Below are 18,758 nucleotides of genomic sequence, written 5' to 3'. Positions count from 1 at the left end.
ATGAAGACTACGAGCGATTTAAAAATCAAAAGACGAGTCGTCTTCTACCTTGGTGGCTTTGACCGGCGTGGTGTGGAGTTCTACCATAAGCAATACTTGGAGCAAGCTGGCTTGCAGCAGAGTATCAATCAATGCGAATATCTGGTGTCTTCGCTGGATACGCGCGATGAGCTCATGCCAACTTGGCAGATCCATACCGAAGAGTCTAAGAAAGACAAAGTACACACGAGTTATCACTGGCTGCAGTGGGATGATCTTTTCGAGGCACATTGGCCACGATCTGATGGGCTTGCATCCTTACAGTATTTGAGATTTGCTTGGACTCACATCACCACAGGAACTTGTCTGCGTGTATTGCGGCATGCCAAGCAAATACTACCAATGATCTTGGCGCCATTACTTTGGTTTGTAATGATGGTCTTACTCTCGATCGGCGTGGGAGTGTCTGCGGCCAGTCTGATGCAAGATGGTGTTGCAAATTTCGGTCTTACAAAGTGGATTCCTAAGGGGCTCTACGAGATCTTGGGTGGAGTGACAGGTCTTGTCGTCGGCCTGGTGGTTTTGTTGAGCGTTTGGCGATCGGCTAAGAGTCAGCGCCTTTTTTGGCTGGCGCGAGGCTGGGTGTTTGTGCAGGCAGTAGCGTTGGGGCGTGATCAACGCTTTGATGCACGTTTCAAATTGCTCGCAGAAAAAATTCAGCAGCAAATACTTCAAACAGATGCTGATGAGTATCTTTTGATTGGGCACTGTGGGGGGTGTTTTTCAGCAGTCTCTGTCTTGTCTCACTTGCAATCAACTCTCAGTAAGGAAGATACAAATTCAGTATTGGCTCTGCGCATGCAGAAGCTGCATTTACTCACGCTGGCACAGATCATCAGTGTGTTGGCGCTGATTCCACAAGCACGGCAGTTTCGCTCGGAACTGTTGCACGTCGCTCGTGGTTCGGTGCCTTGGTATGACTTGGCCTCGCCCGCTGATCCGCTGTGCTGTGGTTTGGTTGGGCCTTTGAGTGGAGTTGTTGAGGACACGGCTGCTGATGGCAATGCGATTCGCCAACCCCTCACGCGGTCAGCACGCTTTGATCGCATGTGGTCTGCCGAGCGTTATCGTGCGATACGCCGCCATGCCTTTGTGATTCATTTTCAGTATTTGATGGCGACTGAGCAGCCCGTATTCAACGATTACTTTTCTCTCACGGCTGGCTCACTTGCTTTGCAGGACCGCTGGCGCATGCCATCATGAGCTGGGAGCCTCCTAAGCCTCAATTGCACAGCAACCGCTTTTCTCTGCTGGGTGATTGGCTGGGCAAGCGGGCTATATCGATGCTTGACATGATTCCTCAAGCAGCTTATCGCATCCAAATGGGGGTGCGAAGATTGGCGTGGGTGAAGGTGTTCTTGGTGAATGCGCCTGAGACAGTGCGTGAGGTGATGGTGGAGTGCCCAGCCAAGTTTCCCAAGCATGAGTTTTTGCATGACATCTTGTCGCCCTTGATTGGAACCAGTCTATTCAACGCCAATGGCGAGCTATGGCAGCAGCAGAGGCGTTTGGTCGCACAGGCTTTTGAGGTTGCTAATTTGCGGCAGGTGTTTCCGTTGATGAATGCGGCGGTCGATGACATGTTGACCCGCATGCATGCGATGACGCAGGAGCCGATTGCAATTGAGCCGCAGATGAGCCATGTGACGGCCGATATCATGTATCGGGCGATACTCTCGCAGGTTTTGTCTACCGAAGAAGCGCACGATGTGCACAGGGCATTCAGTCTCTACCAGCGTGCGGCGCAGCGTCAAATGGGCTTGAGTGCGATTTATATGCCCGTCTTTTGGCATCGCAGGATTGCGCGCAAGCATGCCTTGCAAATCCGTGAAACTTACGCCTCCCATATCCGCACCCGCTATCAAAACCGCAATCTCTCGGAGATCGGCGCGCGTGATGCCGGCATAGACATGCTCGCCGCACTGATCAATGCACGCGATGCTGTCACCGGCGCCACGCTTGGCGAGAATGATTTGATCGATCAAGTCAGCACCTTGTTTTTAGCTGGGCATGAAACTTCAGCCTCGACGCTCAGCTGGGCTCTGTGCATGTTGTCTTACCAACCACAATGGCAAGAGCGCATTGCGCAGGAGGCGCAGGCCTTATGGCAGGGCCGCACGCCCGAGTTTGGTGACACGCATCAGCTACGTTTTACGCAAGCGGTATTCAAGGAAACATTGCGCTTGTATCCGCCCATCGCGTTTTATGTGCGTCAAGCAGCCCAAGATACATGCTTGCGCGATAAAGCGGTGCAAACAGGCGATATGGTCGTGATCTCACCCTGGGTCATTCATCGCCACAAAGGCTTATGGCAAGAACCTGATCGTTTCGATCCCGAGCGGTTCCTAGGCACTGCGCCCGTCAAACACAGCTATTTGCCCTTCGGATTGGGCGAAAGAGCCTGCCCTGGTGCAGCTTTTGCGAGTCAAGAAAGTGTTTTGATTTTGGCGCGTATCGTGCAGCAATTTGAATTGCTGCCGCAGGGCGATCAGCCTCCACAACCAGTGGCCCGCTTAACGCTGCGAGCCGCTCAAGAAATCCGTATCAAGTTACGGGTACGCAGCAAAAAAGCTTGATGGAAGCCGCTTGCGCTTCAGGTTTTCAAACCGCGCCTGAGGACGGCTGGTACGATGATCTTGTGAATGGGGCCAACAAAAAGCATATAAATTTTGCCTAACGCATTGTGCTCATGCACGGCTGTGCTGATGCTCAACTGTGAAGAGCCGTGGCTGTTTTGAGTCTTGAGCACCGAGAGGCGCACTTCCAAGTGTTTATCCAAATCACCCAGGATGACTTCGGATTCGCTGTTGTAGAGTAGTGTGAAGATGCCGACGCGTTCGCCAATTTGGTATGCATGAGTCGGCTTGAACTCATTGAGCACGCCAAGATTTTTCAGGCCCAGCAGAGCAACGATGCGATTGCGAAGCCGCATCAACAGATTGACCCAGCCCGGTGTATTACCCACGGTTTTCATGAACAGCTGTAGTGCACTGAGTTCTGGCCAAGGATTGGGCGCGACGTAGCAATCGGCAAAATCTGCATCGCTGGCGAAAGCTTGGATCTTGCTTTCAGCGGGTATGCTTTGTGTTTGGATATTCATGAGACATCTGGCCTGACGGTATCAGGCAGAAGGCAACAAATCTTGGAGCAGCACTGCCGCAGGCACTGCACGGCAGCCGCTAGCATTTTGCCCGCTCCACAGCGGAGAAAAATCTGCCTTGCCAGTTTTTTCAGCGGCCGCGCGCAAGGGCGCCATGGCTGCTGTGCTGGTGGGGAAGGCAGGAGCAGTGGTGTTGATACTGCCAAGTTCGCGCATGATGCGGTTGGTGATGCCGCGTGCGGGGCGGCCTGTGAAGAGGGTGGTGAGCTGGGTGTGGTGTTGCTCAGGATGTGCGGCGCAGTGAGTGAGTGCTGCGCGGTGGAGTTGGCTGGTCGTGGCTTCATCGCAGAGCATGAAGGCTGTGCCGATTTGCACGGCGGATGCGCCGAGCTTGAAGGCGGCTTGCACGCCTTGCGCAGAAGCAATGCCACCAGCTGCAATCACAGGCACTTTCACACTGGCCACGATTTGCGGCAGCAGGGTGAAAGTGCCTTGTTGAGTGGAGAGCTCATCGCGCCAATCTTTGGGAAACGTATTCGACAAGCCCTCATGCACGCCATGCTCATTGCCACATAAAAACATGCCGCGATGCCCGCCTGCTTCTACCCCTTGCGCGATGATCGCATCCGCGCCATGAGCTTCCAACCATTTGGCTTCGGCAACCGTGGTGGCGCTGCTGAGCACTTTACCTCCCCATGCTTTGATTCGCGCCACAAGCTCAGGCGCAGGCAGGCCGAAATGAAAGCTCACAACGGGCGGCTTGTAGGGTGCGATCACATCACACAGATCGGCGGAGAAAGGCGCGCGGCCTGCGCCCGCAGGGATGCTGGCAGGGTCAATGCTGTGTTCTGCGTAATAAGGTGCGAGTAGCTTGCGCCAAGCCGCTTCGCGCTCGGGTGTGGCTACCGTCAAGGGTGGCGGCGCATGGCAGAAGAAATTCAGGTTATAGGGCTTAGCGGTTGCAGCGCGAATCGCTTCAATCTCTGTTTTGATCTGCTCAGGAGAGAGCATGGCGCAAGGCAGAGAGCCCAAGCCGCCTGCTTGGCTTACCGCGATCGCCAGCGCGCTGCCTTGCACGCCTGCCATCGGTGCTTGAATCAGCGGATGTGTGATGCCCAGCAGAGCGCAGAATTCGAGAGAGCTTGATGACATGATGATTTTGTTAAAAATATAAGCCAAAAATGCATTTCGCCGGCACGGATACTGCGCGAAATACTACTCTTTTGATAGTGAATGATGAGTGATGAAATCCAACAAAATCTTTGCGGTTTCAGCAGGGCGCATGTCTGGGAAGAAATGGCCGCCGGGCAGCGAGGCAGTTTGCATCTTCGGCAAACGATTGCGCCACTGCGCAGGAATATCGTAGAGCTTATTCATCACACCTTGCTCACCATAGAAGACGAGGCTGGGGCAATCCACTGTTGCTGTGATGTCAGCTTGATCATTCGTCAAATCCACACTGGCCGCTGCGCGATAGTCGCCGCAGGAGCCTTGGATCATGCTCGGTTGATTCCAGCAGCTGCGATAGTCTGCCAACTGATCAGCATCAAAATCAGTCAGCTTGGCACCACCCCAGCCGAGCAGGCAGGTTTCATAAAAATAATCTGCATCAGCGCCGATCAAGCGCTCAGGAAAGGGTGCTGGCTGGGAGAGAAAGAACCAATGCCAGTAGGCGCCTGCCACTTGCCGAGTGACGTTAAGAAAGAGTTCGGTGGCAGGAACGATATCCATCAGCGTGAGCGAGAGCACAGCCTGCGGATGATCCAGCGCGAGGCGATGCGCTGTACGGCCGCCGCGATCATGGCCGATGAGATGAAACTGCTCAAAGCCAAGCGCTTTCATGAGCCCGATTTGATCAGCCGCCATGGCACGAAAGCTGTAGTTACTTGCATCGGATAAGCAAGGCGGATGCTCAGAGTGACCGTAGCCGCGCAAATCGGCGCAGACCACGGTGAAGTGCTCCGCCAGCACGGGCGCGATACGCGACCACATGGCTTTGGTTTGCGGAAAACCGTGCAGCATGAGCACAGCGGGCTTATTTGCCTCCTGCGCGCGCTTGATCACGCATGCGATCTCAATACCATTCACATTCACTGTATGCGATTCGAAGCCTTGAAACATCGGTTCCCCTTCATTTTTTAAATGATATTGGCCATCAGGCGGCGTAGATACTGCGCAAAGTGCTATTTATTTGATAGTGACCACACTTGGCCGCTGCGTGGGCTGAGCTGCCCTTTGAGCAGGCTGGCATACGCTGCGTTAGCCGATGCTGCACTGTGCATTTCCACATCCATCCATGTTGCGCCTGGCTGCGCGACGCGCTGCGCGAAAGCTTGCCAGCTCTGCACCAAGCGTTGATTGAGCACAGCACCGCCCCAATCATCACGCCGCTTGGCGATCTGCGCTGGCGCGAAGAAGAGCGTGGCTTTCGGGCCGGGTAAACCTTTTGCGCCACCCAGCTCTTGCACATGTGTACCGCCCACGGAGCAGCTGTATTTCAACTGTGTGAAATGTGTGTGAATGCGGTGGCGCAGGGCGGCGTTGCCAGCGAAATCGACATAGGTGCAGGGCAGGTTGGCGCTCAAGCTTTCCAGCTGCTCGTAGGTGATCACTTGGTCATAGCAGCCAAGCGATTCGCTGAAGGCCACATTGCCTGGTGAGGTGAGCCCGATGATCTTGGGGCGTTGCTCGGCGGGTTGCAGCGAGAGGCAAAATGCCGTGCCATACGCCGTTTTGCTGGATGCACTGGAGAGGAGCACTGCTTCGCTGCCGAAGAAGCTGTTGTCTGCCAGAAAGTCATCAATCAACCAGCTGGTGATGAAGAGCGGGCGCAGCAAGCACTGCACGGCTTCGCTGCCATGTGCGTGAAAAGGATCACTGCTGCAGTTCGTATAGCTGTTGTAGACAGCAGCCAATTGCCCGCGCGGCCCATCGCTGACAGAAAAGCCTGCGGGCGAGATGCGTGAAGGCGTGAGCACCACTTCAGCGGCTGGCGGGTAGTAGCCATAGAAGCGCTGTCCCGGAGCGATGCTGTCGTGCAGCGATTCCACTACTTCAGCAAAACCCCAAACGGGAATCACGCCCCATTCATCCTCGCGAGGATAAAAATCCCAATACTTCATCGCATCGCCAAAGCTGGCGTAGGTGATGTTGTTGGCCGTGAAGGAAAACAGATCAATGCGCAGCCGCACTTGCCCTGCTTGAAGCGCAAGAGATTCGCTGGAGGCGAGCTGCGATTGCGAGATATCGGATTTTTTGACGAGGAAGATAGGAGTGCTCATTCAAACATTCTAGGCTGATGGCGGCTCAAGTCGTGTCACCTAGATTTATGATGCGAAACAGATGCCTCCCAGCCATGACACTTCTCCTGCCCGCCTGATTGCTCTGGCTTTGGCTATCTCGCTGGGAGCAGCGCTGTCGCTGGGGCTTGCACGCTTTGCTTACGGTTTGTTGCTGCCTGCCATGCGAGAGGATTTGCAATGGACTTATGCGCTTTCAGGCGCGCTCAATACCAGCAATGCCATTGGCTATCTCGTGGGCGCGCTGTCTGCGCCTTGGCTTTTGCGGCGGATGGAGGCGACGCGGCTTTTCATCCTCGGCGCGGTTTTTTCTTGCCTCTGGATGGGGCTTTCAGGATTTTTCCGCGATACCAGTGTTTGGATGCTGCTACGCGCATTAGCAGGGGTGAGCAGCGCATGGGTGTTTATGACGGGTGGGATGTTGGCAGCGCAAATTGGTGCGCGAGCACCTGAGCGCAGCGGCCTGCTGATCGGGATTTATTACGCCGGCGCGGGCTTGGGCATCACGGTGTCAGCACTGAGCGTGCCATCGGTGATGACTTGGGCGCAGCAGACGACTGGGGCAACAATGCCAGGCGCGCAATTTGCATCTTGGGCTTGGGGCTGGTGGGCGCTCACAGTGGCTTGCTTGGTTGCAACTGCGGTGATGCTCTGGCCTGCGCAGGTGATGCGGCCATGGCTGAGTGCATTGCGTCAAAGTGCCACGCAAACGGCTTCGCTCAATGTGCAGTCAAATCACCACTGGCGGCATCTGCTCCCCGCCTTAGCTGCCTACAGTTGCTTTGGTATGGGCTACATTGGTTACATGACCTTTGTGATCGCGCTGTTGCGGCAGCAGGGCAGCTCCAATGGGCAGATCACGCTGTTTTATGCTTTGCTCGGCTCGGCTTGCATGCTCTCTGCCCCGCTTTGGGCGAGGCTGTTGAAGCGAAAAGATGGCTGGCCGCTCGCTGTGCTCAATGGCTTGGTGGGCATGGCGACGATGCTGGCCGCTGTTGTTGATGCTTATGGCTGGATGCTGATGTCAGGGTTGTTGTTTGGCGCTTGTTTTTTACAAGTGGTGGCCTCGACCACCGCATTGGTGCGTCATCAGTGGCCAGCAGCTCAGTGGGCTCAGGGGATTGCGCTGTTCACGATCATCTTCGCCGCAGGGCAAATCATTGGCCCCACCCTGGTGGGCTGGATCGCTGATGGTGCGGGTGGCTTGCAGCGAGGTTTGATGGCCTCTGCTTTGATTCTGTGGGCAGGCGCAGTGATGGCGGTTTTCCAAAAGCCGCCCATGAAATAAGGTATCGCCGTAGCGCTTGAAGGGCGTATGCTCAACGCATGCCTTCAACACCATACTCAGCTCATAGCGAACTCAACACCCTGCGCGGTACCAGTGCATTAGCGATTCAAGCCGTGCAAGGCATCACAGATGTGGTGGAGGAGATGCATGGCGCGATTTCTGGTTTGGCGCTGCCGATCAAAAGCAAAGATGCCAAGCCGAAGAAGACGCGCGGCATCACTGGCATGGTGTATCGCAGTGTGCGCGGCATCACAGGCGTGGTGGGCTGGGGTGTGAATCGCGCTTTGGATGCGGCCGAGCTGCCGCTGGTGTCTCAAGCGCTCGCTCCCGCAGCCAAACAACTGGCCTCTAAGCTCAAATTGAAATCCGCTGAGCCCTACCGTGAAACAGTACGCTCGGCTGTGAATGGCGTGCTGGGCGATAGCTTGGCAGCCACGACAAATCCTTTGGCCATCCAGATGCAATTTCGCCAGCAGGGCAGGGCATTGGAATCCGCTTCAAAAACAAACGGCAAGTTGCTCATCCTCGTGCATGGCCTGTGCATGAACGATCTGCAATGGCATCGCGATGGACACGATCATGGCGCAATGCTGGCTGGCGAATTAGGCTACGAGCCGATTTACTTGCACTACAACACAGGTCGCATGATTCATGAGAACGGTGCAGATTTTGCAGAGCTTCTAGAAAACACGTTGAACAACTGGCCTGTGGCCATCACCGAGCTGGTCATCATCGGCCACAGCATGGGCGGCTTGGTCATACGCAGCGCTTGCCATCACGCGCTCAAAGCAGATCACGCTTGGGTGAAAAAATTAAGCAAACTGATCACCCTCGGCTCGCCTCACGCGGGCGCGCCGCTAGAGCGCGCAGGCCGTGGCGTGGATGAAGTGCTTGGTGTGAGCCCATATACCGCGCCTTTCGCCAAACTTGGCCTCGTACGCAGCGCAGGCATCATGAACTTGCGCGATGGTGCTGTTACGCCCGCCGGCGAATTACCTGCATGGCCTAAGCATGTGAGGCTGTATGCACTGGCTTGCACAAAACAAAAAGCGCCAGCACCTGAGAAAAAAACAGATTTGGCAGCCCCTTTGAAGCGTTTGCTCGGTGATGGTCTGGTTCCTGTGAAAAGCGCCTTAGCGCAGGAAGACAAACCCAAGCTGGGCTTGCCACTGAAGCTGCCCGCATCTCGGCAAGCTGTGGTGTATGAGATGGATCATTTTCAAATGCTAGGTAGCAAAGCGGTCGCGAAGCATTTGCTGCGCTGGTTGAAAAAATAAATCACGGATGTTCCGCTTCCACGAAGCGCAGCAGATCACTCAAAGTTTTCCCAGCATCGTCCGAAAAGTGCGCAAGCTCCACTTGAAGCGATTCAATCCGGTCCACTCGAAAATTGCGGAAAGCGTGGCGTGATTCACACCAAGCGCCGAGCGTCCACACCTTACCCCAATAAAACACACCGAGCGGGCGCACACGGCGCTGGCTGCGAAGCTCAGCCGCATCTCGGTAGCTGATCTCACAAAATTGTTTAGCTTGCGCAGCCTCGCGCAATTGTTGCAGCACATTTTGCACACCTGGCTCCAAGCCCACTGGCGGCACCATCACCACCAAGCTCTCTGCCGACGCACGCGCTGCCGCGGGCAATACACTCAACACGCGAGACAGCGCATCTTGGCTGCTGACTGCCAGCTTCGGATCCAGCCAAGTTTGCGCAATCCGCACGGCAGCTACCAACGCTTGAGCTTCATCGTTTGAAAACATCAACGGCGGCAAATCAAAACCTTTGCCCAGCCGATAGCCTACACCTGCTTCCCCTTCAATCGGTACGCCCTGCCGCTGCAAATCCGCCACATCGCGATACACCGTTCGCTCAGAAATTTCCAAGCGCTGCGCCAGCCAAGCCGCCGTCGTTAAACGGCGGCCCCGGATGAGCTGGACGATTTGAAAGAGGCGGTCTGCGCGGCGCATCAAACCTCAAGCCAGCGCATGCAAGCCCACGCGATTGCCTTCGCTGTCCAAGATGTGTGCAAAAAATCCCATGCCGGGTGGCAGAGCTGTTTTCGGCGTGATGATTTGCGCGCCTGCTTTTTGCGCACGATCAATCCATGTATCAATGCTCGGCTCGGCGTTGAGATAGACAGTTGTGCCAGCTTGCGCGGGCTTGGCATCGGGGCTGGAAAGCAAGCAGCCGCTGATGCCGGTCTCTTCTGAATCCACCACGAAAATTCCCATCTCCTCGCCGGGTGCACCAAAGGCTTCGCGGCGCAGCTTCGCCCCGGTCATCGCCTCGTAAAACTTGATCGCACGGCTCAAATCAGCCACGGGAATCTCAAACCAATTGACAGCATGTTGCATAACTCTACTCCTGTTGAATCACTCCAATTGAGTGCCATCGTAGTCTGCTGCCAGGCTCCTGACAACGTGGTGTCAGCAGCTTGAGCTTGGATTGTGTAAGGAGCGATCTCTCATGCTCGGGTTAACTCTTAAGTGAAAACCACATTAAATAAAAACGAACGATCGTTCGATAATTCGGCGCGCCTCGTCAAATTCCAATATCGCTGAACTCAATTTCGGCACAAAACTCTAGGAGACAAATCTTGAAACGCTTTCTCGTTGCATGCGCCACTTCGCTCGCCTTGCTGTCCAGCCCCACCGCGCTGACTGCTGCTGACACTTACACCCAAACCAAATACCCCATCGTGCTGGTGCATGGCCTGTTGGGCTTTGATGCGGTTGGCCCTGTGCAGTATTTCTATGGTGTGCCCGCAGAGCTGCGCCGCAGTGGCGCAATCGTTTACACAGCGAGCGTGTCGCAATCAAACAGTACCGAGGTGCGTGGCGAGCAATTACTCAAAGAGCTGCAAACACTCAAGGCCAAATATGGTCACACGAAATTCAACCTGGTTGGCCACAGCCATGGCGGCAGCACGAGCCGCTATGTGGCCGCAGTGTCTCCTGGCCTGGTGGCCAGCGTGACCAGCATGGGCACGCCGCATCAGGGCAGCAAAGTGGCTGATGGTTTGCAAGGCATCACGAATTGGACGGGCACGACGGGCCTCGTTGCCGGCGTTGTGAATGGCTTGAGCAGCTTGGTGGCTTTTCTGTCTGGCAGCGGATCTAATCCACAAAACGCATTGGCCTCGTTGCAATCGCTCTCCACCGCAGGCGCGCAAGATTTCAACCGCCGCTTCCCCGCTGGCGCACCCACCACAAGCTGTGGCCAAGGCCCAGAATTAGCCAGCAACGGCGTGCGCTATTACTCCATGGGTGGCACATCCGTGCTCACCAATGTGCTCGATGTGTCCGATGGCTTGATGGGCGCAGGCGCTTTGTTCTTCGGCTTTGAGCAAAACGATGGTTTGGTGGGGCGCTGCTCCAACCATTGGGGCAAGGTCTTGCGTGATGACTACAACTGGAATCACATTGATGAGATCAACCACGCATTTGGTCTGCGCAGTATTTTCAGCTCTGATCCAGTATCGGTGTATCGCGCGCAAGCCAATCGCTTGAAAAACCTTGGGCTATAAATTTATTGCTAAAAGTGCCCAAAGGTGCGTGTGGCCGGCATCAAATCTGCGCGAAATGCTACTGTTTTAATAGTATGCATTGCCGCTGCTTGTCTTATCTGGGTCTCTTGGCCAAGCACTGATGCGCCTGCGCAGCCTTCTGCGCCCAGTGCATCAGGCTGGCAGCAGTCAGGCGTGGCCAATCCTTTTGCGCTAGGCGCTGCGAGCCCTGAGAAGGCTGCTCAGGTAGCAAGCGCAGTGGCTGGCAGATGGCCTGCTCCCGATTTGCTCAATACCTCGCTCGCAGGCACGCAAGCCGATGGCGATTGGGGCGTGAATGCGCAGGGGCGGTTTTTAGCCAGTCGAGCGCTGCGTCAACGCTTTGATTACTATTTGAGCCTGTTCGGCGAAATGCCGCTGGCCAGCATTGAAGCTGCGCTGCGCGCGGCTGCAGAGAAAGATGTGAAAGAGCCGGCTCTGGGTCAAGTGCTGGCGCTTTTTCAGCGCTATGTGCAGCTGCAGCAACACAGTTGGAAGCATGCTGTGAACCTGAAAGAACCTACGACTTGGAGCGCTGCGCTCAGCGAGCGGCAAATCATGCGCCGCCAGTTGCTGGGTGCTGATGTGGCCTATGCTTTTTACGCGGAAGAAGAGGCGCAATTGCAGCAGATGCTCGCGCAAGTGCAAAGCGGCCAAGCGACGCAGAGCAGCCAAGCCACAGAAGTCAACACGCCAGCACCTCACCCGCAGGCGCTGGAGCGCGAAGCCGCTGTGCAAGCTGAATGGCAGCAATGGGAGCAGCGTTTGAGTGCAGCGCGCAAGCAAATCAAGGCCTACGCCCAAGCCCCCGAGCTGTCTGCACCGCAGCGCCAACAAGCGATTGAGCAGTATCTCAGCAGCCAATTTCAAGGCACAGAGCTCATCCGAGCCCGCTCGTTGCTGGGCGTTTGATCGCACAAGCTAGCGAGCGATTCAGCATGGGCGCGCAAGAAGCTGCACAATGCTTCTATGGGCTTAGAACGCATCTCCTTTCATACGACACAAGCGCTTCACAGCATCGCCGCCACGCGCGAGATTGAGCAAGCTGCCGCTTCCCATTTGCCTGCGCACACGCTCATGCAGCGTGCGGGGCTCTCGGCAGCGCGCCTGGTGTGCGCGATTGCGCCGCATGCGCGGGTGATTTGGATCGCTTGCGGGGCGGGCAACAATGGCGGCGATGGCTTGGAAGCAGCCATGCATTTGCGCATGTGGGGGCGCGATGCGGTGGTCACTTGGGCGGGCGATGATGCCAATTGCCCTCCCGATGCCTTGGCTTCGCTGCATCGCGCAAGGGATGCGGGCGTGCTGTTTGCAGATGCGCCGCCTGTGCATTGGGATGCGGCGATCGATGCGCTGCTGGGCATTGGCGCAAGCCGTGCGCCAGAAGGCGAGATGGTCGAATGGCTTGCCCTGATTCACGAGAGCGGCAAGCCGGTGCTGCAGGTGGATGTGCCCAGCGGCTTTTGCGCGGATACTGGGCAGTGGTTACCTGATGCTATTCATTCAATAGCAGCTCGCGCAGATTCTATGCCGGCAAATGGCCAATTTGATTCAAAAAAATACACCCTGAGCCTGCTCACACTCAAGCCCGGTTTGTTCACTGCGCATGGGCGCGATGCTTGCGGTGAGATATGGTTTGACGATCTGGGAATCAGCCATGCCGTCAATGACCCCCAAGCTTGGCTGCTGGGTGAGCGTGAGATGCTGGCATCGCCTCGCATGCATGCGAGCCACAAAGGCAGCTATGGCGATGTGGCGGTGATCGGTGGTGCAAGCGGGATGCAGGGCGCTGCCTTGCTGGCGGCTCGGGCGGCTTTGCATGCGGGGGCGGGCCGGGTGTTTGTGGGGCTGTTGGGTGGCGGGATGGTGGTTGATCCGATGCAGCCTGAGCTGATGTTTCGCGATGTCGCATCGCTTGATTTGGCGGGTAAAACTGTGGTTTGCGGTTGTGGGGGTGGCGAAGAGGTGCGGCGCGTGTTGCCTCGTGTTCTTTCATCGAGTGAGCGTTTGGTACTCGATGCAGATGCCTTGAACGCAATCGCCACGGATGAATCGCTGCAAACCTTGCTCAAAGCTCGCGCTGCGAAAAATCTGCTCACGATCCTCACGCCGCATCCGCTTGAAGCTGCCCGTCTGCTCGGCTCTAGCACTGCTGAGGTGCAAGCTCATCGTTTGTTTGCCGCTCAAACGCTGGCAGACCGCTTTGCCTGCACCGTGATTTTGAAAGGCAGCGGCAGCATCATCGCCAGCTCGGGTGTTGCGCCTAGCATTAACCCCACAGGCGATGCAAGATTGGCCACAGCGGGCACGGGCGATGTGCTGGCTGGCATCTGTGGCGCTTTTCTAGCGCAATCTGGTGCTGATGCTTTGCTGGCTGCTCAACGCGCCACTTGGGTGCATGGCGCATTGGTGGGCGAGGCAACAACTTCGCAAGTTGTACCTGCGTCAGAGCTGATAAAGCGCATTAGCCAGCGATAATTCGCCGGTGTCAAATTCGCTTGCCTTAAAAATCACGTTTCCCGAAGAGCTTCCCGTCTCCGCTAGACGGGAGGAGATTGCAAAAGCCATTTCCGAGCATCAGGTCGTCATCGTCTGCGGCGAAACCGGCTCTGGCAAAACTACTCAGCTTCCTAAAATTTGCTTAGAACTGGGCCGCGGTCTACCTAAAGCCACCGGGCAACGCCAACAGATCATTGGCCACACCCAGCCCCGCCGTATTGCCGCGAGCACCGTGGCTAAGCGCATCGCGCAAGAGCTGAACACGCCGCTGGGCGAGGTGGTGGGCTACAAGGTGCGCTTTGCCGACAAGCTCTCCAAAGGCGCGAGCGTCAAGCTCATGACGGATGGCATTTTGCTCGCCGAAACGCAGACCGACCCGCTGCTCAATGCCTACGACACGTTGATCATTGACGAAGCGCACGAGCGCAGCCTGAACATCGACTTTCTGCTCGGCTACCTGCGCCAGCTCCTGCCGCGCCGCCCCGATCTCAAAATCATCATCACCTCCGCCACGATTGATGCGGATCGCTTTGCCGAGCATTTCGCCAGTAGCAAAGGCAAAGCTCCCGTCATCATGGTCAGCGGCAGAACCTATGCCGTCGAGCAACGCTACCGCCCGTTTGAAGAGTCACGAGATTTCGATGCGAACGATGCAATGGCTGATGCTGTGGACGAGCTCTGGTCGGGTTCGCCGCGCGGCGATATTTTGATTTTCCTCCCCGGAGAGCGCGAAATCCGCGAAGCCGCAGATCACTTGCGCAAACACTGCGCGAAGAAACCCGGCAGGCAAAACGTCGATGTGCTGCCGCTCTTCGCCCGCCTCTCCCAAGCCGAACAAGAAAAAATCTTCGAACCCGATGGCCGCCCGCGCATCGTCTTGGCAACAAACGTCGCCGAAACCTCGCTCACCGTGCCCGGCATTCGGTATGTGATCGATGCCGGCACGGCGCGCGTCAAGCGCTACAGCTTTCGCAACAAGGTTGAGCAGCTCCTCATCGAACCCGTTTCCCAAGCTGCCGCCAACCAGCGCGCGGGCCGCTGCGGCCGCGTGGCCGAGGGCATTTGCATTCGCCTGTATGACGAAAAAGATTACACAGGCCGCCCAAGGTTTACCGACCCTGAAATCCTCAGAAGCTCGCTGGCCGCCGTCATCTTGCGCATGAAATCGCTGCACTTGGGCGCGGTGGAAGATTTTCCCTTCATTGATGCGCCAAGCAAGCGCGCCATTGCCGATGGCTACCAGCTCCTGCAAGAGCTGGGCGCTGTCGATGAGCTCAACGAGCTCACCAGATTAGGCGCAGAGCTGGCCAAGCTCCCGCTTGATCCCCGCGTGGGCCGCATGATCTTGGAAGCCAAATCTCGCGGCGCCTTGAGCGAAGTGCTCATCATCGCCAGCGCCTTAAGCCTGCAAGACGTGCGCGACCGGCCACTCGACATGCAGCAAAAGGCCGATGAAGCGCATAAGAAGTTTGACGATGAGCGCAGTGAATTCGTGGGCTATCTCAAGCTCTGGAAATGGCTCGATGACGTTAGAGGCAGCGGAGAAAACAAGAGCAGCAACCGCCAATGGGAGCAGCAGCTTCGCGCCAGCTTCGTCAATATAAGAAGAGTGCGCGAATGGCGCGATATTTATTCCCAGCTCGCCTCCACCGTGCAAGAGCTCGGCTTCAAGCCCAATGCCCATCCTGCCAGCTTTGAGCAGCTGCATATGAGCCTGCTCTCTGGCCTGCTGGGCAATATTGGCTACAAGCAGGAAGACCCTTCGACAGGCTCAGGGCAGGCGGAGTATTTGGGCGCTCGCGGCATCAAATGGCTGCCGCATCCGGGCGCGAACCTGTCTAAAAAGCCGGGCAAATGGATTGTGTGCGCCGAGCTGGTGGAAACGGCGCGGCTCTATGGCCGAGGCGTGGCCGGCATTGACCCCAAATGGGTGGAGCAGGTGGCCGAGCATTTGCTGCAAAAGCAGCTCCTTGAGCCGCACTTTGACAAGCGCGGCGGCGATGTGCTCGCCTATGAGCGCGCTTCGCTCTATGGCCTGCTCATCTACAGTGGCCGCCGAGTGAATTTCAGCCGGGTGGACCCGCACGCAGCGCGAGAGATCTTCATCCGCGAAGCGCTGGTGGCTGGCTGCACGGGAGAGCCTAAAGAAGCTTGGGATTGCAAGCTGCCCTTTTATGCCCACAACCAGCGCATGGTGCGCCAGGTCGAAGAGCTCGAGCACAAAAGCCGCCGGCAAGATGTGTTGGTTGATGAAGAGTTGATCTTCGCGTTTTACGACCAGCAATTGCCTGCCGATTTGTGCAGCGCCAGAGAGCTGGAGGCTTGGTACAAAGCGCATCACGGCGCCAACCCCAAGCTGCTTTACATCAGCAAAGACGAGCTGATGCGCCACGAAGCCTCGGGCATCACCAGCCAAGCCTTCCCCAAGCTTATACGCCTAGGCGGCGTGGATTGCAAAGCCAGCTATCTGCATGACCCCGGCGACGCAAGAGACGGCCTCACCGTGGAGCTGCCGCTCTTTGCGCTGAATCAAGTGAATGAAGAGCGCTGCGAATGGCTGGTGCATGGCATGCTGCAGCAAAAGGTGCAAGCCTTGCTCAAAAGCCTGCCCCAGCGCCCGCGCTCGCGCCTGGTGCCCCTGCCTGAGAGCGCGGCCAGGTTGACGGAAATTCTCAATGTGCCCGAAGCCTTTGGCAAAGGCTCTTTGGTGGATGCGCTGCTGAAATTGTGCAAAGAAGCCACCAGCGTGGAGATCAAGCGCACCGATTTCAAGCTCGATATGCTGCAGCCCCATCTGTTCATGAATTTCCGCGTGGTCGATGAGCATGGCAGGCAGCTTGCGCAAGGGCGCAACTTGGCCGCTATCAAGGCCGAGCTGGGCAGCCAAGCGCGGGGGGCCTTTGCGGCTCTGGCGCAAATTTCACAGTCCTCGGCGCTGGCGCAGCTATCGTCCGCAGCCCCTCAAGCCGAGAATTTAGAGCAAAAACGGCCACCAGCCGGCATAGAATCTGCGCAGAGTGCTACAAAATCAGTAGCAAAACAGGAGCCAGTATCCAACGCCCCCGCCTTCGACGCAGATGCCCGCTACACCGATTGGAGCTTCGGCGAGCTGCCCGAGCTGCTAGAAATCCGCCGCAAGCTCGGCAAAGATGTTCAAACGCTCATCGGCTTCCCCGCCTTGATCGACCAAACGGATTCAGTCAGCATCGAAGTGTTTGACGAGCCCGGCGTCGCCGCGCAAAAGCATCAAGCCGGCCTGCGCCGCCTCGTCGCCCTGCAAATCAAAGATGCGCTCAAGTATTTAGAGAAAAACATCCCCGATCTGCAGAAAATGGGCATCGCCTATTTGCCGCTGGGCACCAGCGAAGAGCTCAAAACCCAAATCCTCGATCTGGCCATCGACAAAGCGTTCCTCACCGAGCCCCTGCCCACCACCGCGCCAGAATTCAAAGCCCGCGTTTTAGAGGGAAGAGGGCGGCTCACCCTCATTTGCAACGAAGTGGCGAGGCTGGCAGGCAGCATCCTCACCGAATACCAAACCGCCCTGCGAAAAATCAAAGATAGCAAAAACGCCCCGGATGCAACTGCAGACTGCACCGCGCAGCTCCAGCGCCTCATGCCCAAGAAATTCCTCAGCACCACGCCCTATGCGCGCCTGCAGCACTTCGCCCGCTATCTCAAAGCCATCACCCTGCGCCTAGACAAATACCGCGCCGACCCCGCCCGCGACGCGCTGCGCATGAAGGAGCTGCGCCCCGAAGAGCAGCGCTTCCTGCGCTTGGCTGGGGAGCGCAAAGGCGTATTAGACGAGCGCCTAGAAGACCTCCGCTGGCTCTTCGAAGAACTCCGCGTGAGCTTCTTCGCCCAAGAGCTCCGCACCCCGCAGCCCGTGAGCATCAAGCGAATTCAGAAGAGTTTTGAGCAGTTGGCGCTTTGAGTTCGCAAATCGCTCTCCTGTAGAGAGCGATGATTTTCTTAAACATTGGCTTTAGCGCTGTTAACAGCATACGACTTTTTTGCAAATAGCTGCTCAACTTTCTTTTCGAAAGTCCACGTTGCCAGTTCTTTCTGATCCTCCTCCAGCTTAACTAAATGAAGCCAGAAGTCCCTGTGGTGAGCCTTGTTAGGTGACTCAACAATATCCTCTAGGATAATTGCCAATTGATCGAGCGCGCATTTCCTTCGGTACAGTTCGACGACTGTATGTTCTCCGATCTCCTTCGTAATATCGGAATTGACTGCCGTGTTATCACGATTGAGAGCAACAGACCATTGTCCGTGGGCAAGCTTATTTCGTACCAAGCTAGGGTCGAAGATAAACTGTTCGATCAAGCGAGAAAGCTTCTGGAACACATTGGGGCCGTGACTGCTTCGCACACCAGCAACACGTTGCAGGGCTAGCTCGCTGCACTTTAGCCAACCAAACTTGACTCCTTGAGTGCTTGCAACGTGTTTAACTTGAATGATCTCGTGAATAGAGAGCCCATTGGGTGTGTGGATCAGTTTTGAGAATTTCGATTCTGCGAGTGCGCAGTAAATCACTGCAAGGAGTTTTGTCGTAACTTCAACAGATTTGTTGTTCTTCTGCAGAATAAGCGCATTGATCTGCCTATTGAGATGCGCCCATGCCGTTTCGAGCCCGCGAACATTTTGGGTTTGAGCGTGAAACACATCTTCTCTTTGTTGCTCATTCATTGCAAACTCTCAAGGTTGGTAAAGAGCACTCAAAAAAAGTACTCTTTACCAACCCGGAATCGAACCGGGATCGCCTCCTTCGAGGCTGCCTTACCAAATTAGACGATTGATCAACCCAAATTAGACCACGATTCGCAATTCTTTAAACCTACAAGACCTGCGCTGGCTCTTCGAAGAGCTGCGCGTCAGCTTCTTCGCCCAAGAGCTGCGCACCCCGCAGCCCGTGAGCATCAAGCGGATACAGAAGAGTTTTGAGCAGTTGGCGCTTTAAGGTCGCAAACTGCGACCTTAAAATT

At 56.2% G+C, this 18,758-nt stretch carries 15 protein-coding genes and 1 pseudogene; 9 read left to right on the top strand and 7 right to left on the bottom strand.

Annotated features, from left to right (window positions below; genetic code table 11):
* Positions 1 to 1,242 (top strand): hypothetical protein, encoded by a 1,242-nt coding sequence (locus KIH26_RS09120; RefSeq protein ID WP_213444195.1) that lies wholly within the window; start codon positions 1 to 3, stop codon positions 1,240 to 1,242.
* Positions 1,239 to 2,615, top strand: a complete 1,377-nt coding sequence (locus KIH26_RS09115; RefSeq protein ID WP_213444194.1) for a cytochrome P450 — start codon at positions 1,239 to 1,241, stop codon at positions 2,613 to 2,615. The genes KIH26_RS09120 and KIH26_RS09115 overlap by 4 nt, the downstream gene beginning before the upstream one ends.
* Positions 2,616 to 2,632: 17 nt before the next feature.
* Here the strand turns inward: KIH26_RS09115 and KIH26_RS09110 are convergent, their stop codons facing one another.
* The 4 genes from KIH26_RS09110 to KIH26_RS09095 form a co-directional block, all read right to left on the bottom strand.
* On the bottom strand, positions 2,633 to 3,139 hold the full coding sequence (locus KIH26_RS09110; protein WP_213444192.1) for a DUF2867 domain-containing protein: 507 nt from the start codon (positions 3,137 to 3,139) through the stop codon (positions 2,633 to 2,635).
* A 21-nt stretch (positions 3,140 to 3,160) separates the two neighbouring features.
* Entirely contained in the window at positions 3,161 to 4,291 is a 1,131-nt protein-coding gene (locus KIH26_RS09105; protein ID WP_213444190.1) for an NAD(P)H-dependent flavin oxidoreductase, read from the bottom strand.
* A gap of 63 nt (positions 4,292 to 4,354) precedes the next feature.
* Positions 4,355 to 5,260, bottom strand: a complete 906-nt coding sequence (locus KIH26_RS09100) for an alpha/beta fold hydrolase (RefSeq protein ID WP_213444188.1) — start codon at positions 5,258 to 5,260, stop codon at positions 4,355 to 4,357.
* 62 nt (positions 5,261 to 5,322) lie between these two features.
* Positions 5,323 to 6,420 (bottom strand): DUF2855 family protein, encoded by a 1,098-nt coding sequence (locus KIH26_RS09095; RefSeq protein WP_213444186.1) that lies wholly within the window; start codon positions 6,418 to 6,420, stop codon positions 5,323 to 5,325.
* A gap of 61 nt (positions 6,421 to 6,481) precedes the next feature.
* On the opposite strand from KIH26_RS09095, the gene KIH26_RS09090 reads away from it, so the two are divergent.
* Complete coding sequence (locus KIH26_RS09090; protein WP_213444184.1) at positions 6,482 to 7,726, top strand: YbfB/YjiJ family MFS transporter; 1,245 nt, start codon at positions 6,482 to 6,484, stop codon at positions 7,724 to 7,726.
* A gap of 38 nt (positions 7,727 to 7,764) precedes the next feature.
* A complete protein-coding gene (locus KIH26_RS09085) occupies positions 7,765 to 9,003 on the top strand; it encodes an esterase/lipase family protein (RefSeq protein WP_213444182.1) in 1,239 nt (412 codons plus the stop codon).
* 1 nt (position 9,004) lies between these two features.
* Here the strand turns inward: KIH26_RS09085 and KIH26_RS09080 are convergent, their stop codons facing one another.
* Positions 9,005 to 9,691, bottom strand: coding sequence for a helix-turn-helix transcriptional regulator (locus tag KIH26_RS09080; RefSeq protein ID WP_213444180.1), 687 nt, complete (start codon positions 9,689 to 9,691; stop codon positions 9,005 to 9,007).
* Between the two features lie 6 nt (positions 9,692 to 9,697).
* The gene (locus KIH26_RS09075; protein WP_213444178.1) at positions 9,698 to 10,078 is read right to left on the bottom strand and encodes a VOC family protein; all 381 of its coding nucleotides are present in this window, start codon (positions 10,076 to 10,078) and stop codon (positions 9,698 to 9,700) included.
* Positions 10,079 to 10,320: 242 nt separating this feature from the next.
* Between KIH26_RS09075 and KIH26_RS09070 the strand changes: the two genes are divergently transcribed.
* Genes KIH26_RS09070 through hrpA form a run of 4 tightly spaced genes read left to right on the top strand, consistent with a single transcriptional unit; the run spans position 10,321 to position 17,704 of the window.
* Positions 10,321 to 11,250 (top strand): esterase/lipase family protein, encoded by a 930-nt coding sequence (locus tag KIH26_RS09070; protein WP_213444176.1) that lies wholly within the window; start codon positions 10,321 to 10,323, stop codon positions 11,248 to 11,250.
* A gap of 30 nt (positions 11,251 to 11,280) precedes the next feature.
* Complete coding sequence (locus KIH26_RS09065; RefSeq protein ID WP_213444175.1) at positions 11,281 to 12,180, top strand: lipase secretion chaperone; 900 nt, start codon at positions 11,281 to 11,283, stop codon at positions 12,178 to 12,180.
* 57 nt (positions 12,181 to 12,237) lie between these two features.
* Positions 12,238 to 13,746: an NAD(P)H-hydrate dehydratase gene (locus KIH26_RS09060; RefSeq protein ID WP_213444173.1), complete on the top strand. Its 1,509-nt coding sequence runs from the start codon at positions 12,238 to 12,240 to the stop codon at positions 13,744 to 13,746.
* A gap of 7 nt (positions 13,747 to 13,753) precedes the next feature.
* On the top strand, positions 13,754 to 17,704 hold the full coding sequence (gene hrpA / locus KIH26_RS09055) for an ATP-dependent RNA helicase HrpA (protein WP_213444171.1): 3,951 nt from the start codon (positions 13,754 to 13,756) through the stop codon (positions 17,702 to 17,704).
* 38 nt (positions 17,705 to 17,742) lie between these two features.
* Here the strand turns inward: hrpA and KIH26_RS09050 are convergent, their stop codons facing one another.
* Positions 17,743 to 18,462 (bottom strand): hypothetical protein, encoded by a 720-nt coding sequence (locus KIH26_RS09050; RefSeq protein WP_213444169.1) that lies wholly within the window; start codon positions 18,460 to 18,462, stop codon positions 17,743 to 17,745.
* A gap of 148 nt (positions 18,463 to 18,610) precedes the next feature.
* Here KIH26_RS09050 and KIH26_RS17180 point away from each other — a divergent pair.
* Positions 18,611 to 18,733: pseudogene (locus KIH26_RS17180) on the top strand (DUF3418 domain-containing protein); the annotation flags it as partial.
* Positions 18,734 to 18,758 lie beyond the last annotated feature (25 nt).

The organism is Variovorax sp. PCZ-1 (assembly GCF_018413605.1).
GTDB lineage: Bacteria > Pseudomonadota > Gammaproteobacteria > Burkholderiales > Burkholderiaceae_C > JANMDU01.
The sequence above is the reverse complement of the archived record's forward strand: the minus strand, read 5'-3'. Positions and strand labels throughout refer to the sequence as shown.